This window comes from Bacillus sp. AFS088145 (assembly GCF_002564465.1).
Lineage (GTDB): Bacteria > Bacillota > Bacilli > Bacillales > Bacillaceae_G > Gottfriedia.
In genome coordinates, this window is sequence record NZ_NUUX01000013.1 from 522,126 (window position 1) to 538,172 (window position 16,047).

The 16,047-nt window shown below is 32.6% G+C and carries 14 protein-coding genes; 3 read left to right on the forward strand and 11 right to left on the reverse strand.

What is annotated here, in order from left to right:
* Positions 1-370 precede the first annotated feature (370 nt).
* Entirely contained in the window at positions 371-1,666 is a 1,296-nt protein-coding gene (locus COI44_RS10705; RefSeq protein ID WP_098427911.1) for a C40 family peptidase, read from the forward strand.
* 221 nt (positions 1,667-1,887) lie between these two features.
* Here the strand turns inward: COI44_RS10705 and COI44_RS10710 are convergent, their stop codons facing one another.
* The 4 genes from COI44_RS10710 to COI44_RS10725 form a co-directional block, all read right to left on the reverse strand.
* On the reverse strand, positions 1,888-2,454 hold the full coding sequence (locus COI44_RS10710) for a 5' nucleotidase, NT5C type (protein ID WP_098427912.1): 567 nt from the start codon (positions 2,452-2,454) through the stop codon (positions 1,888-1,890).
* A 15-nt stretch (positions 2,455-2,469) separates the two neighbouring features.
* Positions 2,470-3,567: a bifunctional diaminohydroxyphosphoribosylaminopyrimidine deaminase/5-amino-6-(5-phosphoribosylamino)uracil reductase RibD gene (gene ribD / locus COI44_RS10715; RefSeq protein WP_098427913.1), complete on the reverse strand. Its 1,098-nt coding sequence runs from the start codon at positions 3,565-3,567 to the stop codon at positions 2,470-2,472.
* On the reverse strand, positions 3,560-4,321 hold the full coding sequence (locus tag COI44_RS10720; protein ID WP_098427914.1) for a GTP cyclohydrolase II: 762 nt from the start codon (positions 4,319-4,321) through the stop codon (positions 3,560-3,562). The genes ribD and COI44_RS10720 overlap by 8 nt, the downstream gene beginning before the upstream one ends.
* A gap of 90 nt (positions 4,322-4,411) precedes the next feature.
* Positions 4,412-5,506, reverse strand: coding sequence for an FAD-dependent monooxygenase (locus COI44_RS10725; protein ID WP_098427915.1), 1,095 nt, complete (start codon positions 5,504-5,506; stop codon positions 4,412-4,414).
* A 177-nt stretch (positions 5,507-5,683) separates the two neighbouring features.
* Here COI44_RS10725 and COI44_RS10730 point away from each other — a divergent pair, with 177 nt between their 5' ends.
* On the forward strand, positions 5,684-5,998 hold the full coding sequence (locus COI44_RS10730) for a winged helix-turn-helix transcriptional regulator (RefSeq protein WP_025671317.1): 315 nt from the start codon (positions 5,684-5,686) through the stop codon (positions 5,996-5,998).
* Positions 5,999-6,202: 204 nt separating this feature from the next.
* On the opposite strand, the gene COI44_RS10735 is transcribed toward COI44_RS10730, so the two are convergent.
* The 3 genes from COI44_RS10735 to COI44_RS10745 all read right to left on the reverse strand — a co-directional run bounded on the left by COI44_RS10735 (position 6,203) and on the right by COI44_RS10745 (position 8,887).
* Positions 6,203-6,916: a dockerin type I domain-containing protein gene (locus COI44_RS10735; protein WP_098427916.1), complete on the reverse strand. Its 714-nt coding sequence runs from the start codon at positions 6,914-6,916 to the stop codon at positions 6,203-6,205.
* 88 nt (positions 6,917-7,004) lie between these two features.
* Positions 7,005-8,048 (reverse strand): WxLIP family cell surface protein, encoded by a 1,044-nt coding sequence (locus COI44_RS10740; protein ID WP_218926918.1) that lies wholly within the window; start codon positions 8,046-8,048, stop codon positions 7,005-7,007.
* 125 nt (positions 8,049-8,173) lie between these two features.
* The gene (locus COI44_RS10745; RefSeq protein ID WP_098427917.1) at positions 8,174-8,887 is read right to left on the reverse strand and encodes a WxL domain-containing protein; all 714 of its coding nucleotides are present in this window, start codon (positions 8,885-8,887) and stop codon (positions 8,174-8,176) included.
* Between the two features lie 255 nt (positions 8,888-9,142).
* On the opposite strand from COI44_RS10745, the gene COI44_RS10750 reads away from it, so the two are divergent.
* Positions 9,143-10,600 carry a BglG family transcription antiterminator gene (locus tag COI44_RS10750; RefSeq protein WP_098427918.1) on the forward strand — a complete coding sequence of 486 codons (1,458 nt, stop codon included), beginning with the start codon at positions 9,143-9,145 and terminating at the stop codon, positions 10,598-10,600.
* A 47-nt stretch (positions 10,601-10,647) separates the two neighbouring features.
* On the opposite strand, the gene COI44_RS10755 is transcribed toward COI44_RS10750, so the two are convergent.
* From COI44_RS10755 to COI44_RS10770, 4 genes are all read right to left on the reverse strand, one after another.
* Positions 10,648-11,661, reverse strand: coding sequence for an alpha/beta hydrolase (locus COI44_RS10755; protein ID WP_098427919.1), 1,014 nt, complete (start codon positions 11,659-11,661; stop codon positions 10,648-10,650).
* Positions 11,662-11,781: 120 nt separating this feature from the next.
* The gene (locus COI44_RS10760) at positions 11,782-12,063 is read right to left on the reverse strand and encodes a DUF3892 domain-containing protein (protein ID WP_069032911.1); all 282 of its coding nucleotides are present in this window, start codon (positions 12,061-12,063) and stop codon (positions 11,782-11,784) included.
* Between the two features lie 486 nt (positions 12,064-12,549).
* Positions 12,550-13,539 (reverse strand): DNA/RNA non-specific endonuclease, encoded by a 990-nt coding sequence (locus COI44_RS10765; protein ID WP_286163860.1) that lies wholly within the window; start codon positions 13,537-13,539, stop codon positions 12,550-12,552.
* Positions 13,540-13,747: 208 nt separating this feature from the next.
* Positions 13,748-15,727: an acetoacetate--CoA ligase gene (locus tag COI44_RS10770; RefSeq protein WP_098427920.1), complete on the reverse strand. Its 1,980-nt coding sequence runs from the start codon at positions 15,725-15,727 to the stop codon at positions 13,748-13,750.
* Positions 15,728-16,047 lie beyond the last annotated feature (320 nt).

A 16,047-nucleotide genomic window follows, 5' to 3' on the forward strand; every position in this document is an offset into this window, starting at 1 on the left:
CCTGACAACTTGTATAATCTATAATATTAGTTTACTTAACAAAACTTTCATAAAGCAATAATCTTATCTTTATTTTACTGAAATAAAAAAACCTATTTCAGTTTTTTCACTTTGTTGAATAATGAGAGTTTCATATTTTTCTTTGTTTTTTTTTAGTAAATTTTGAACTAAATTTACTTTTCCGGAAAAATTTGACACTAAATAAGTGAAGATTCCTATGATCTTATGTTAGAATTTAAACTAGATGTGATCTCACATTTTAAATAATTTAATTACCAAGTTCATGTAATCTAAGATTTGCCCTTACTGTCAAAAGAGGTAAGGGATTTTTCTTTGTTATTTCTGTTATTGGTTAGAGGGAAGGTTAGTAATGAAATCAAAATCAGCAAGTACCTTAATTAAGTTAAATTTGAAAGGAGAAAGAAATAAAAAGCGAGCATTAAACTCAATGGCATTAGTTGGCCTTGCATCAACATTAACAATTCAAATTCCGTATAATACTACTGCAGCTGCAGCCTCGATTGATTCCAAGAAAACTCTGCAATCTAGTAAACTTTATTCAAATAATAATATTAGTACATATAGATCCACCGGTAATGGTGTCCGCGTAAGATCTGGAGCTGGTACCTCTTATCAGATTTTAGGTAGTGTTAATAAAAATCAAAAACTAGATGTCATTTCATTGTCTAATGGTTGGTATAAGATAAAATTTAATGGGTCAACAGGATATATTAGTGCATCCTATGTTGGAAAAGTTACCGAATCGACTAATAGTAATAATAATCAAGTGGTCAGTTCGGGTAACTACATTTCTACTGGTAATGGTGTCCGCATAAGATCAGGCGCTGGAACTTCTTATCAGATTTTAGATAGTGTTAATAAAAATCAAAGACTAGATGTAATCTCAGTTTCTAATGGATGGTATAAGGTAAAATTTAATGGGGTAATAGGGTATATTAGCGCATCCTATGTTGGAAAAGTTACCGAATCGAATAATAGTAATAATAATCAAGTGGTCAGTTCTGGAAACTATATTTCTACTATTAATGGTTTACGCGTAAGATCTGGGGCTGGAACTTCTTATCAGATTTTAGGTAGTGTTAATAAAAATCAAAAACTAGATGTCATCTCATTATCTAATGGTTGGTATAAGGTAAAATATAATGGGGTTATAGGTTATATTGGTGCATCTTATGTTGAAAAAGAGACAGGTTCAAATACGACAGATTCAAACAAAGTTGATTCAAGTCAGTCAGATACAAATAAAGTTGATTCAAATAACTCTCAATCATTTGATGTACAATCTTTAATCGCCTTATCTAAAAAGTATTCAGGTGTACCTTATATTTGGGGTGGGGAAACTCCATCAGGTTTTGACTGTAGTGGATTTATTTCCTATGTATTCAAAGAATCTGGATTGTCACTTCCTAGAACAAATGTTGCAGGATATTGGTATAATAGTTCAAATTTAAAAACCGTAGATGACTTTCAACCTGGAGATTTAATCTTCTTCCAAAACACTTATACTTATGGACCGTCCCACATGGGGATAGTGATTAATAATAATGAGTTTATCCATGCAAGTAGCAGTTCAGGAGTAACTATTTCTAACATAAACAATTCATATTGGAACCAACATTTTTTAGGATTTAAAAGATTTAAATAAATTCTTCAAATATCTTACTAAAGAACACCTATCATGGGTGTTTTTTTAGCTTGTCGACATAAAACATAATCTAACAAAATCATAGCGGGTTCATGAGTAACTATTATTGCTAAATGTTGATTCTTACTTACTCATGGCGGGTTCCTTACGAAAGCTTGGTTAATAATTGACCTACTCATTTATCACTACACAAAAAAACACCTATCAAAGGTGTTTTTTTACTAATTACTCTCAATGATTTCTTTTAATTCAGACCAGCAGGTAATACGTGGGATGTCCAACCCTCGATTATATGATGTATCTTTCACATATGCTTTTAAAGGTAATTCTGAGAGTGTGTTCAATATTTCTGGTTTATCATCAAAATAGTAATCTAAAGCTAATTCTTTTATAATATGAATTTTTTCAGAATCTTTCATTCCACAATAAAACCGATCTGGATGAACTGGAAAGCCATTTTTTATTAGCCATTCTTTTGTGCGTTCACCATATTCTTTATATCTAGCTGTCACATAGTAAATTTCGTGTCCCTGCTTTTCTAATTCTTGTAATGTTTCAACTGCATATGGAAATGGAGGACATGTAGAAAAGTATGTCTCTTCTAGATTACTCTTCCACATTTTGCTTCCTTCTTCTGCCGTTAAGCCAAAAGGTTCATGAATTTCAACTGTTTTTAATTCATTGTATGTTTCTATAGGGATATTTTTATTTAATTTTTTATTATAAATGTGAAAAGCATGCTGTCTTAAATCAATTAAAGTATCGTCTATATCGAATCCGAATTTCATTCTAAAAGTCCTTCCTCATGAAGTAGTATATTTTGGATAGCCTATGAATTTATAATCAGGACCAATTTTCGTTAATTCGATTTCTTCAAGTTCAATCGCTTGTCCCATTTTATCAAGCCCAGTACCTTCTAAAAATGTAGGTGCATTTTTTCCACCTATTAATTTAGGAGCTAAATAGACAATCACTTTATCAACTAAATTTTGATTCATAAAGGAAGCATTCACTTCTCCACCACCTTCTACTAATAAAGAAGAGATTGAATGTTCACCTAAAATTTTTAGCATTTCGTTTAAATCAACTCGACTTTGATCGCTCGTAACAAATACTTTAACACCTAAGTTTTCTAATTCACTTCTTTTTTGTTCAGAGTGTTTTTGACTTGTAAATATCCATGTTTCAGCTTGCTGATCGGTTACTACTTTTGATTCTAAAGGAATTTTTAAAGTTGAATCTAGAATTACTCGTACTGGATTACGTCCGTTTGGAATTCTAGTTGTTAATTCTGGATTATCTTTTAATACTGTGTTCACTCCAACTAATATCGCACTAATTTCATTTCTTAATTGATGGACATCATTTCGAGCTTCCGCTGAAGTGATCCATTTACTATCAGAAGAATGGGTAGCAATCTTCCCATCTAATGTAGATGCTGATTTCATTACAACAAAAGGAATGTTTTTAACAATATATTTGTTAAATACTTCATTCATTTTGATTGATTGCTCTTCACAAACACCGATGATTACTTCAATTCCTGCATCTTGAAGAATTTTTACTCCTCTTCCTGCAACTAAAGGATTTGGGTCAAGTGTAGCAACAACAACTTTTTTCAAACCTGCACGTACAATTGCTTCTGCACAAGGACCAGTTCGTCCATGATGAGAGCATGGCTCAAGCGTTACATAAATTGTTCCACCTTCAGCTTTATCGCCCGCCATTCTAAGCGCATTAATTTCAGCATGAGGTTCACCGGCCTTTAGGTGAGCACCAATCCCAACAATTCGATTATCATTTACGATTACAGATCCTACTAATGGGTTGGGGTCGGTTTGCCCTTTCGTAGCCATTGCATTTTGAATAGCTAAATTCATATAAAATTCATGATTACTCACTTGTACGTCCTCCTTTAAAATGACCAGAACGAACAATTTTAGTCTCTAAATACTTTTCGTTATACTTTGATTTGTCTCCCCATAATTGAATTCTTCCAGATACATTAGCTCCAGATTTTTGAAGAGCATCCAATTTTCTTGGGTTGTTTGTAATTAAAGTAACCGGTTTTGAGCGAAGCGTTTTTAATACTCGAATAGCATCTTCGTAGTTTCGTGCATCATCTACAAAACCAAGCTCTTCATTTGCCTCAACAGTATCATATCCTTGCTCTTGGAGAACATATGCCATAGCTTTACTAAATAAACCGATTCCTCTTCCTTCATGATTTGCTAAATAAAATAATGCCCCTGATTCATTTGAAGAAATCATTTTCATTGCTTCTTTTAATTGGAATCCACAATCACAACGTTTACTTCCGAAAATATCACCCGTATGACAAATACTATGCATTCGAATTAGAGCATCCTCTGAATTTTCAAAGTCACCATAAACTAATACGCTTGATTGTTGCATTTCTGCTAAATTAGATGAAGCTAATTTACTAACAATTTTTTCAGTGTTATATGATCCGTCACTACAAAAATCTCCTTCGATATCCTCGCAGCGTAGCCAACAATACCATTGAAAAAGGACTGTTTCTCCATCTAAATTTACTGGTAGTTTAATTGGTCCAACTAAATAAATTGATTTATCGTTATTTTTAATTACATTAATTTTCTCTTTTAATAAAGAAACTACTTTTTCGTTGATCATGAGGCTTCCTCCTGTTTACTTACACTATTTCATATTGATATATTATATTTGTTAATTTTTACTTGTCCATTTTTAAACTTTAAAGCTTTCTTAAATAGTCAAATCAAAGTGATGTTTGAAAGTACTTTCCTGTGTTAGTTGTTGCTTTTGTAAGCTTTCAACTTCTCCTCGTCTAGCATATTCAAATTTCTTTAACACTATTGTACTAGTATCTTTGTTTCGAATAGCATCTTGTATGATTTCTGCTAAAATATCTGCATCTTTCATCGCAATATTTACACCTAGAGCAGCAGTAGGACTCATCGTGTGTGCCGCATCACCCATTATAATTAAGCCGTCTTTTACCCATGTTTTACTACGGCTACTTTGAACATTTAATAAAACAAAATCGTTCCAAGATTTTATATTTTCTTGAACAGTTTCGGTCAGTTCTGGAAATGCTTCGATTAGCTGATTTACAAAAGGATTAAAAGATTTACTTCTTAAGTTCGGAAAAGAACCTTCATCTATATTCCATCCAATTTGAATAAACCCTCCTGCTTGAGTAAACAAAGCCAATTGTTGTTTATTAATCAATGTTAATCTAACTGTCGGATCCCAACTTGCTGGTCTAGGTACTTTAGCCCAGAGTAGGTCGTATCCATGTTTTATTATATCCGTGTGTATATTTGCTAATTTACGGATCGTTGAAAATCGACCGTCGGCACCAATTATAACCGAGCTATTAATTGTTATTTTAGTACCATTCATTATTGCTTTAACACCAATATATCGACCATTTTGATCTTCTATTAATTCAGACACACGTGTCCCCATCAAAAGCTTGAAGTTTTGATATTTATTTGCTTCTTTTAAAATAACATTTAATAAATGATTTTGTGGAACATGAATACCAACATGTTTTGAACCTTGCGATGGAATAATACTTTTTATTATTTTATTATGATTCCAATATTCAACACGATCCATAAGCAGTAGTCCGTATTCTTTTACTTTTTCATAAAGATGATGTTTTTTTAATATTTGTTCACCATCAGAATTTAGATGTTCCCCCCTAAATTCTTTATCAATTCCGCTATGTCGTTCCACAAGAACTGTCGAAATATTATTTTTTGCAAGCAAATATGCTAATAGTGCACCACCTGGTCCTGCACCAACAATACATACATCTGTATTCATATTCATGTTGTTTTGCCACCTATTTATAGACATTTATTATTTTTCTAAAAAAATTATTTAGTTACTTTATGTAAGTAAGTTTAATTTAGTAATAAACTTACGTCAAGTAATAAATTTATGTATGGTAATCTTGTTATTAATACAAATTTAGTTATAATATGGATATAGGTGAGGTGGTTTTAAATGGATTTTTCTTTATTATGCCCTCGGTTTGAAAAAAGCGTAGAGTTAATTAGTAAACGCTGGGCAATTCTTATAATTTTTCAACTTCTTTCTGGATCACAACGATTTTGTACAATCGAATCAACTTTGCCAATTAGCGGGCGCGTTCTTTCAGAAAGACTAAAGGATTTAGAACAAGCAGGTATTGTAAAACGAGATGTTTATCCAGAAACTCCGGTTCGAATAGAATATTCTTTGACAGAAAAAGGACTGGCTTTAGAACCAGTTATTAAGGAATTAATGAAATGGTCGCAAGATTGGACAACAATCGATTAAATGGTTTTTGTTTTTTGCTTCGCCTTTTAATTATTTTTTAGAATTCAAATAAAAATAAAGGAGGTGTCTCATCGGTTGGTATTCGAACTATGAGACATCCCTTTTTTATTACAGTAAAAAGGCTGCCTCAAAAGTGCTATGACTAATGAGACAACCCTTATTAATAGTTAAATAAATTTCTTACTTTACTCAAAACTTGCTCGTTTATTGAATTCCTAATTCACTCTTAATCGTATCAATTGTCTTACCTTTTGATTTCTTAACTGCTTTTGGAGCATTATCTACAGCTGGGTTTTGCATTAAGTAGTTCTTCTCAACAAATGCAAAGTCTTTCGCATCAACCGTTCCATCAAAATTGATATCAGCCGAGCGTTTGTTTGTTCCCCAATATGTTTCAATTGCTAGAGCATCATTAATATCAATTACATTGTCTTTATTGATATCTCCAGCAGTTGCATCATCAACAGTTTCTGTACCAATTCTCTTAAAAATACCGTACATATTACCGTCCATTGTGTTGTATACTCTGTCAAATTTACCATATGTTGTAAAGTGTCCTGGAATATCTGTGATAACTGTGAATTGATCCTTTGTAATCGGTAATCCAGTAATATAAAATTGTTCAATCCCATCCATTGTACCTGTATAAGATTTTCCATTGCTATCAACAATCGTTACATTTGCTCCAATTTTCGTATAATCCACTTTTTTCAATGTTCCATCTGCATTTTCGAAGCTTTCAGGATGAATATAACTAATTACACTAGAGAAATATGATAATACTGCGATTGGTGCAATATAAGTAAATGGTTTTGTAACTGTATTATCTACACTTGTAAACGTTGAAGTTACTGTTCTAAAACTAGAAGTAGAAATAACATCCTTTCCTTCTGGAATTTTAAACGATACGTCAACCATTGGAAGATCACCTGATACATCTTTTGAACCATTAAATGTATGAGCCTTTTTTGTTTTACCAATATACTATTTATATTCAATTCAAAAATCATTCTTGATTATTCGTTCGGTCTTTTCCCTTCTTTCTTTTTAGGAAAACAATTAACCAAATGATCCCTATTAAAAGTAATAATCCGCCTCCGATATAAAACCAGTAATGATTATTATTTATTTCAACTGCTTTATTATTCAATTCTTTTGCTTCTTTTCCAATCGTAAATAACTCATCCCATTCCCATACTTGAGTTCCGATGATCGCTTTCATCTTTAATCGGTAAGTTCCGGGTTCAATTGGATTATTATTTAAATCGATTGCGTAATCAAAATTTGAATTAGGGGCCATGCTCATCTCAGTTTTTTTCGAACTATATAAAACTTTATTAGAACCTTTTTTAAAGATTTGCGCATCTATACTCATATCCTTCGCAATGGAGGATTCGCTGTTTTGGATTGTCGCAGCAATTGCTGTACGATAATTTACTAATTTAGGTTTAATGTCAAGTAAATGTAGATCCGGCTCGACTTCCTTAGTGTTTTCCGATAATTTTATTCCAACCACATATGCGTATTCATTTTTTATATTAATGCTGCTCTCACTTTTTGAACTTTTTTCAGATTCATCCACCTTTTTCTTAAAGTGGGCTGCACCTAAAATAACTCCATCATATTCATCTTTCGGCATTGTAATCGAAAAAGACACTACCTTTGATTTACCTGGAGGAATAACAACTTCTTTTTGAGGTTCTTTTATTAAACTAGTTAATGGATACTTTAAAGATTTATCTGCATCTTTACTATTCGATTTAGAGTAATCAATTAGTCCATTATCATTAGTCGTTGCAAAAGTAATATTCCCTTGAATTGTTTCTTCTTTGTTACTATTATTAAAGACCTCGATTTTAAGATCCTGTTTTTGTCCTGGAGACATTTTCAAATCAAAATATGATTTCAGATGATCAATTTGATTTGATGGAATGATTGCTTTTACTGAAAAATCGATATTATTCTCTGCTTTTACAGATAGAGGGATGAACGATAAAGTTAACAGAATAGCAGAAAAAATTAGCATTAATTTTTGACGTATATGATCCATTTTTATATTCCCCCTTAGAATAGAGACTTTATATCATTTTCACTATAAGTTTAATAAAGTTTCATCTAATAGGTTCAAAATAATATAAAGTCCATTCCATTAATTGTTATTTTCCAAATTACTAACTATAAACCCGGAGCATCCGTTAATGTCCACGTAATAGTTGCCTCATGATTACCAATCGTTGCTGAGCCTGCCGGTATCGTCAAAGTGACATTATCATTTAATGCCCCATCATTCACTTCTGGATTTGGCCCAAGCCAACGAGTTACCCATGTACCAAAACCATTACCTGGTGATGCGGAAACAACAGGTGATGATGTACTTCCGTCTGTATTTAAAGCAATTGTTTCAGTTGCTACCGGAGACCCACTTGTACTTAATGAAATAACGGAACCATTTTTAAATGTAATGATTGCACCAGGTAGTGAATCCGCTGTTCCATTTGTAAATTTACTTGCTTTAGCAGTTACTGACCAACCTTCCCCTGTACCACGGCGATCTGACACTTGAATAAATGGCTTTTTAGATTTAGCCGAATAGACTTCTGTTTTATTTGAAATCTCATTTACTCCGAAGTCAACTGAAGAAACATAATCTAATGTTAATGAGCCAGCATTTCCTGTTGGCGGATCTGTTGGATTAGTAGGCCCTGATGGTTCTAATGGTTCAATTGGATTTGTAGGATCAACAGGTGTAACTGGACCCGTTCCAGCAACAAATGTTATGGATGATTTTGAATTCCCTACAGATGATACTTCCGCAAAAGTTGAGTGAGCAGCTCCAACTAATGATGACATCCCTATTACACTAACAAGCGCGACTTTTGTAAATTTCATTTCACTTTACTCCTTAAAAATTATTTTTTGTTTCAACGATGTCATTATATCGTTGTAGTAAAGTGATTCCCATGATGTTTTTTACCTTTGATTTAGGTAAAAATAATATCTCGTCTTCAATAAAATTTCACATTTAACTCTAAGAATCGCATTAAAAAGTGTTTTTCAATAGATGAAATAAACTTTCACTGAATTAAGACGGAACATTAAAAGCAATAATAGTAATAAATTGGACAAAATTTATGGAGATTTTGAATGGATAAATCAACTAAGCGGAAATTACAAATAATAAATATTTTAAGTAAAGAAGATAAGTGGTTTAAAACAGAAGAATTAGCAAATGAGTTACTTTGTACTGAAAAAACAATTCGAAATGATTTACAGGCAATTAACACACACCTACCTGAGGGATGGCAAATTGAAACAATAAAAGGAAAAGGAATTTATATTAATAAACCGATTTCTTCATCGATTAATGAAATTCGATCACTTTACGTAAAAAATTCACTGAGTTTTCAAGCTATAATGCTAATACAATTTACTCCAATTAAAAGTATTGCAGAATTAGCAAACGCGCTTTTTATACAGCAACCTGCTGTCTATTCAATACTTGATCGAGTTGAGGAATTAATGGAGGCCTACCATTTAACTTTAAAACGTGGCCCGCTCGAAATCGTAGGAAGAGAATTTGAAATTAGGCTATTGTGTGGTGATATCCTAGATGCTTTATGCGCTCATTCAGATCAAGAATGGCCACTTGAAGCATACTCTTTTCAAGATATAAAAAAAATTGTACTAGACACTACTAAAAAGTTTAGATTATTCCTATATCCTTCTACTACAAATAAGTACGTCTATTTACTTGTTACGATGTTATATAGAATCGATAAAAAAATGCAACTTGAATTAACTGATGAATCGATAAACAAAATTTTAAAATCAAATTATTTTAAAATTGCTAATGAAATTTGTAATCATTTAGAACATCAATATAAACATCATATTTCTAAGAATGAACGAATTGCGTTTTCATTATTAATATCAACTCTTCCATATTATAGTTTTGACAACATGGAAAAAAACGAATTTCTTTATTTATTTCAAAATCAAAAAACAAGGTATTATAAGGAACTCTATCATTTAGTTAAACTATTGAAGAAAAAAACAGGTATATCGTTAGATGAGGACGAGGAGTTTCTTTATACATTACATGACCAATTCCAAAGATACTCGTTCATTTTATATTCAATCGATAAAAAAGAACCGTCCTATTCAATGGACCGCTATGTTAAAAATCAGTATTCAGACCTATATAAAAAGGTATCAAAAGCCTTACAAATCTGGACGAAAAAATATTCATACCCTGAAATTACTAGAGATAAAATTGCGAAAGTTGCATTAAATGTTCAAGCTTCTAAAATTAATTTCTCATCATCAAGGAAGAAGGTTTTATTATTAACAAGTAATGGTCCAGGAGTTCATCGTTATATTGAAACGAAATTGGTTACTGCTTTTGGTCATAAAATTGAATTTATTCTTCCTAAATTAGGTGAGTTTGAATCAACAATTATAAATGAACTAAACATTGAATTTATTATTTCTGATTTCTTGCTTGAAGGCGAAATCATTCACCCAGTCATTACAATTGATCCTGTTCTTACGCAAAGAGATATTGATCAAATATCAAATTACTTAAATTCAAACTCGACATAAAAAAGTAAGGCAAAATAACAAAATAAGCCTTACTTTTTGTATTTTGACTATCTATTTTCCAAATGTTGTTTAATAAACTGTGCAATCTCAGCGTTCGCTTGCTTACTAATTCTAGAAGCCCTGTCCATTAACTGAAAATCATGAAACATTCCTCTCCAAACTTTACATGTAACCTCTACACCATTAGCATTTGCTTTTGCCGCATAAGCTAAAATATCATCGATTAACTCTTCCCTTGCGCCAGCATGGATCAGCATTGGAGGTAAACCTTTTAAATCACCATAAAGTGGTGAGATTAAAGGATTTTTCCGATTATTATTACCTACGTATGTATCAACAATATTGATATCATTTCCATGATAACTTGCATGAATACTATCAAAATCTGAAGTGTATAATTGACTTTCTTTCGTTAAGTCAGTCGCTGGAGAGATCCCTACAACAGCTGTTGGATAGGTTCCATTTGAAGATTTTATTTTATTTAACAAAGCAAATGCTAAATTACCACCAGCACTATCACCAACGATAACAACTTTAGAATTGGGACCATAATTTTTTCCTAAATATTTATAAACTTTTTCAACATCAGTTAAAGCTGCTGGATATGGATTTTCAGGTGAAAGTCTATACTGTATCGTTAGTACCCTATAACCTGTCTCTCTAGCTAAGATTGTTCCTAAATTCCTTGAAAAACCTAACCCACCTCTGGACCAACCTCCGCCGTGTACATAAAAAACAATCTTATCTTCTGAAGATCCATTTGGAATTAACCATTCCACTTTTGTTCCTTCAATATTATCCCCCTTAATTTTAATATTCGAAGGAGTTGGGACTATTTGTTTTTCAATTTCGATTCGTTTTTGCTCTAATGTTGCCGTTCTTCCTTCTTTTGCTTTTTTTATATTTAATGCTCTAAGAGCTTCCGAGACTTTGTCGGGTTTCTCATTTTGATAGATAAGGGAAGAATTACTTTCACTTTTCACAGTATTTTTTGAAGCAACTAAATAATTTCCGATTAACAAACAAGTCACTAGTGAAAGAAATAAAAAAGTTTTTTTCAAATTAGCTCCCTACTTTACTGGTATTTTTTGTATTCTACTATTAAATTTTCCATTTTCTCATGAATTACTCGGAAATAAAAAAGGTGCACAGAACTTGTGCACCTTTTTAGCGTATAGACATTAAAAAGTAGGTAAATTACTTAAATTATTTGTAGGATCACCATCAGGATAAGAACGAAGTGTTTTATGTGGATTATCTCCACGAGTTAGACCTGTGTTTACATCTTCAATTTGTTCAAGTTCTGCCATCGCAATGGCTTGCTCAATCCCGACTATTTCACCATTTTGAAATTTTACATCTGTAATATCACCATCACCATTTTTTCGAACTGCGACGATATGTAATTTATTTGGATCATCTTGATGTTCAGGATGTCCGATACCACGATTTTGAAACGACATACCAATACACCTCCATCTAATAAGACACAAAAATAGTATGGCGTGATGAAAATATATTTATCCTTCCAAATTATTACAGACTTAAACTTGTTAAACATTTCACAAATTGTTCACAGACAAATTTGCACAAACAATATACGATATATGTAATCATTAATCAAACAACTTTCGAAAGAAGGGAAAAATATGACTACCGTTTTAAGAATGACAAGAGAAGGTAGATTAATTCACAAAATTGGTGATGGTTATTACCGATATACAAAATTAAACAAAGACGAACTAAAAACATTAAATAATTAATGCAACCATGAAAAATATAAATTGCTTAAAAACCATTTACCCCTTTAATTAAAAGCTTACATAATTAAGCCTACTTAAAGGGGGATAGTTTTAATGAGGATACTATGTTTTTTGATACATTCTTTGATTAATCATTTTTTTATGCAAATGGCATAATAGAATTTATAACGATTATTATTGAAACATTTATTCGCCTACTAAGCCATCACCATCTCGATCATCCATATATTTATAGAGCCATGAATCGCGCGTAATTGGCATTTTAAAGCCAGCAGCTTTGGCTTCAGCGATCGTAACACTTCCGTTATGATTGGTATCCACTTTACTTACATCTTCATTACTATTTTTCGTTTTGTTTGCAGGTAAATTGTTTGTTTTCGGTGGCATACTGCTCGCATTTGTCGTTTTCCCTAAATTTTTGTTCACTTCATCTGGGTTTACATTGTCAAATTCATCTGTAATGGATCTGCCCTGAATTTTGTATGTGAATTTATAATGGTTAGGAATTTGCGTGTGAGTATTTGGATATTGAATCACTGCTACGAAATCTGTACAACCTCCTGCATCTCGAATCCCTTTTTCCATATAAGCTTGATCGCCGTGCCTATTGAGATTGCTGTTCTGAGGTGTAATGTTATATGCGTTTGATACTCCACCAAGCGAGTCTGCAATCACATGCCCTTTATCCAAGATCGGACTCTCTGTACCAGGAACATTTGCTTCATCAGCGTAATATCTACCTGATGATAATACATGATCAGTATTCGAATTTTGAAGTGTTATCTTTTTCGCCTCTACACGTATTAGCTGACCGTATTCATTTGTATACGCCCAATATTCCCGTTTTCCAAATCCGACATCTACTTTGACATTCGATTGTCTATGTCCTGACATATCCCCACCGTCTACGACAATCAAGGTATATTTGCTGTAATCAAATCCGCCTGTTGCCTTTGAGGTGCTAGATGCAGGAACACTTTTGTTGGGTTCACTAGTACTCGTTGGTTTTACTTTGTCATCGGCAGATGTACTCTTATTGGTTTCAACAGTCTTAGAAGCCGTGCTCGTTGGGGATTCCACTTTATTTGACGAAGTCTGTTCAGTGATTTTTCCGCAACCCACAGATACTGATAGTAAAATCACAGTAAATAAAATCGAAAATATTCTTTTGTTCACACTTTTGCACACCTTTCTCATTTTTCTACGCTAGAAAAATCATATTTAAACGATAACATATTTTAATCTTTTGTTGGAAACTATCTATCGTTGGAATTGAATCTTTATGCAACTATCCTGCTAGTTTGAATAAGAAAATCAATAATCTACTTTTCACAGAGCCTAAAAAAACGCTATCTCATAATGAAAATAACGTTTTTGACTGATTTCAACTTTGTTCATTTAAAACCTGTGCTAACTCGGTAAAAAACTTTAATGACTCTGGATTAGCCATCGAACCTTGATTGACAACTTTTTCAAGAGAAAACCCTAATAATATTTTACGTATTGGAACTTCTAATTTTTTTCCACTTAATGTTTTTGGAATTTGCTCAACTTCATAAATTTCATTTGGGACAAAACGTGGTGAAACTTTCTGCTTAATTTCTACTTTTATTTTTTCCTTTAATTCATTTGTCAAAACAACCCCATGTTTAAGTACAACAAATAATGGCATAAATGACTGTCGGCCTAATAGTTCTAAATCGATTACTAAACCTTCCATTATCTCATCAAGTGACTCAACAACTCGATAAATTTCGCTTGTACCTAGACGCACTCCATGTCTATTAATTGTTGAATCTGATCTCCCATAAATGACACAACTACCCTTTTCATCAATTTTAATCCAATCTCCATGTCTCCAAATACCTGGATAAACTTCAAAATAACTTTCAAGATAGCGCTCATTATTCGAATCACCCCAGAAATAAAGCGGCATGGACGGCATAGGAGAAGTAATCACTAGTTCCCCTACCTCATTAATTACTGATTTTCCCTCATCATCAAATGATTGTACATGAGCCCCTAATGAACGAGCTTGAATCTCTCCAGCATAAACAGGAAGAATCGGTGAACCTCCAACAAATGCTGTGCAAACATCAGTACCTCCACTAGTTGAAACAAGCCAGATGTCATCTCTTATATTTTCATATACCCAGGAAAATCCTTCGACTGATAGTGGGGATCCCGTTGAACAAATAGACTTTAATTTAGAAAAACTATGTCTATCTTTTAGCTTTATTGCCTGCTTCTCACACACGCTTAAGAATCCTGCACTTGTACCAAAGAATGTTACACCTACTTCTTCTGCAAGGTCCCATAAAACATGTAGACTAGGAAAAGAAGGGCTTCCATCAAACAATAATATCCTACTGCCAGATAACAATCCTCCAACTAATTGATTCCACATCATCCAGCCAGTAGTCGTAAACCAAAAAATGACATCATCTTGATTTATTCCTTGTTCAACTACTAATGTCTTAAGTTGCTCAACTAATATTCCACCTTGACTTTGTACAATTGGTTTAGGCAAACCTGTTGTCCCCGATGAAAATAGAATCCATAGTGGATGATCAAAAGGAACACTTTCAAAAGTAAGTTCACTGCTTCCCACTAATAATTCATTCCAGTAAACTGTTTCGTTTTCCATTTTGTATTCATCAAAATTCACATATGGCACTAAAATTGTCTTCTTTAAAGTAGGTAATTCAGACTGTAGCTCTTCAACGCTTGATAACCTATTTTGAACTTTTCCATTATAAGAATAACCATCCACCGCAAATAAAATAGTCGGTTCGATTTGTTTAAATCGGTCAATTACACTACTCGTTCCAAAATCTGGTGAACAGCTAGACCAGATTGCTCCAATGCTTGCACAAGCTAAAAAGGCAATGATTGTTTCAGGGATATTTGGCATATATGCTACAACTCGATCCCCAGATTTAACCCCTAATTCTCTTAAAGAATTTGCGACCAAGCCTGTCTTTTCCTTAAGCTCATTCCAACTTATTTCTGTTTTTGGAGTAATTTCTGATTGAAAAATTAATGCAGATTGGTCTCCCTTATCATTTCTAAATACATGTTCTGCATAATTAATTTTAGAGCCAGTAAACCATTTTGCGCCTGGCATTTTTTGCTCTTCAAGAACATGATCGTATGGTGCATGGGAAATTACATTACAATATTTCCAAATACTTTCCCAAAAGGATTCTAATTCATCCACAGACCATTTCCATAACTCACTTTGTGTATTGAAAAATAGATTTTTCTCATTTTCGAGCCAGTTCATAAAATGGCTAACTCCAGCATTTTCAATTTGCTGCCTAGTTGGTTCCCATAATAAAGCACCTTCAGTAATCGCTTTCATTATTACTCCTCCTAAATTAGCAATCTATTTATTTTAAGGACATAGTAACTGCGCATAACTCAAACCTTTTGATGAAAACTCAAAATAATCTTTCCATTATGTATTAGCTAAATATTTTTCTAAAAATACTTAATATTTAAAAATTAACTATTATACTATTACACACTAAATTTACTGTCAATATCGAAAATGAATCATTGTTCATCTAAAAGCACATTTTTAAATTGAGCTATCATATAGCATTCTAGTTAAATTAACCCAAAAAACTTCATACTATATCCTCATAGAGACACTGTTGATATTTGATTTGATTAAATGTA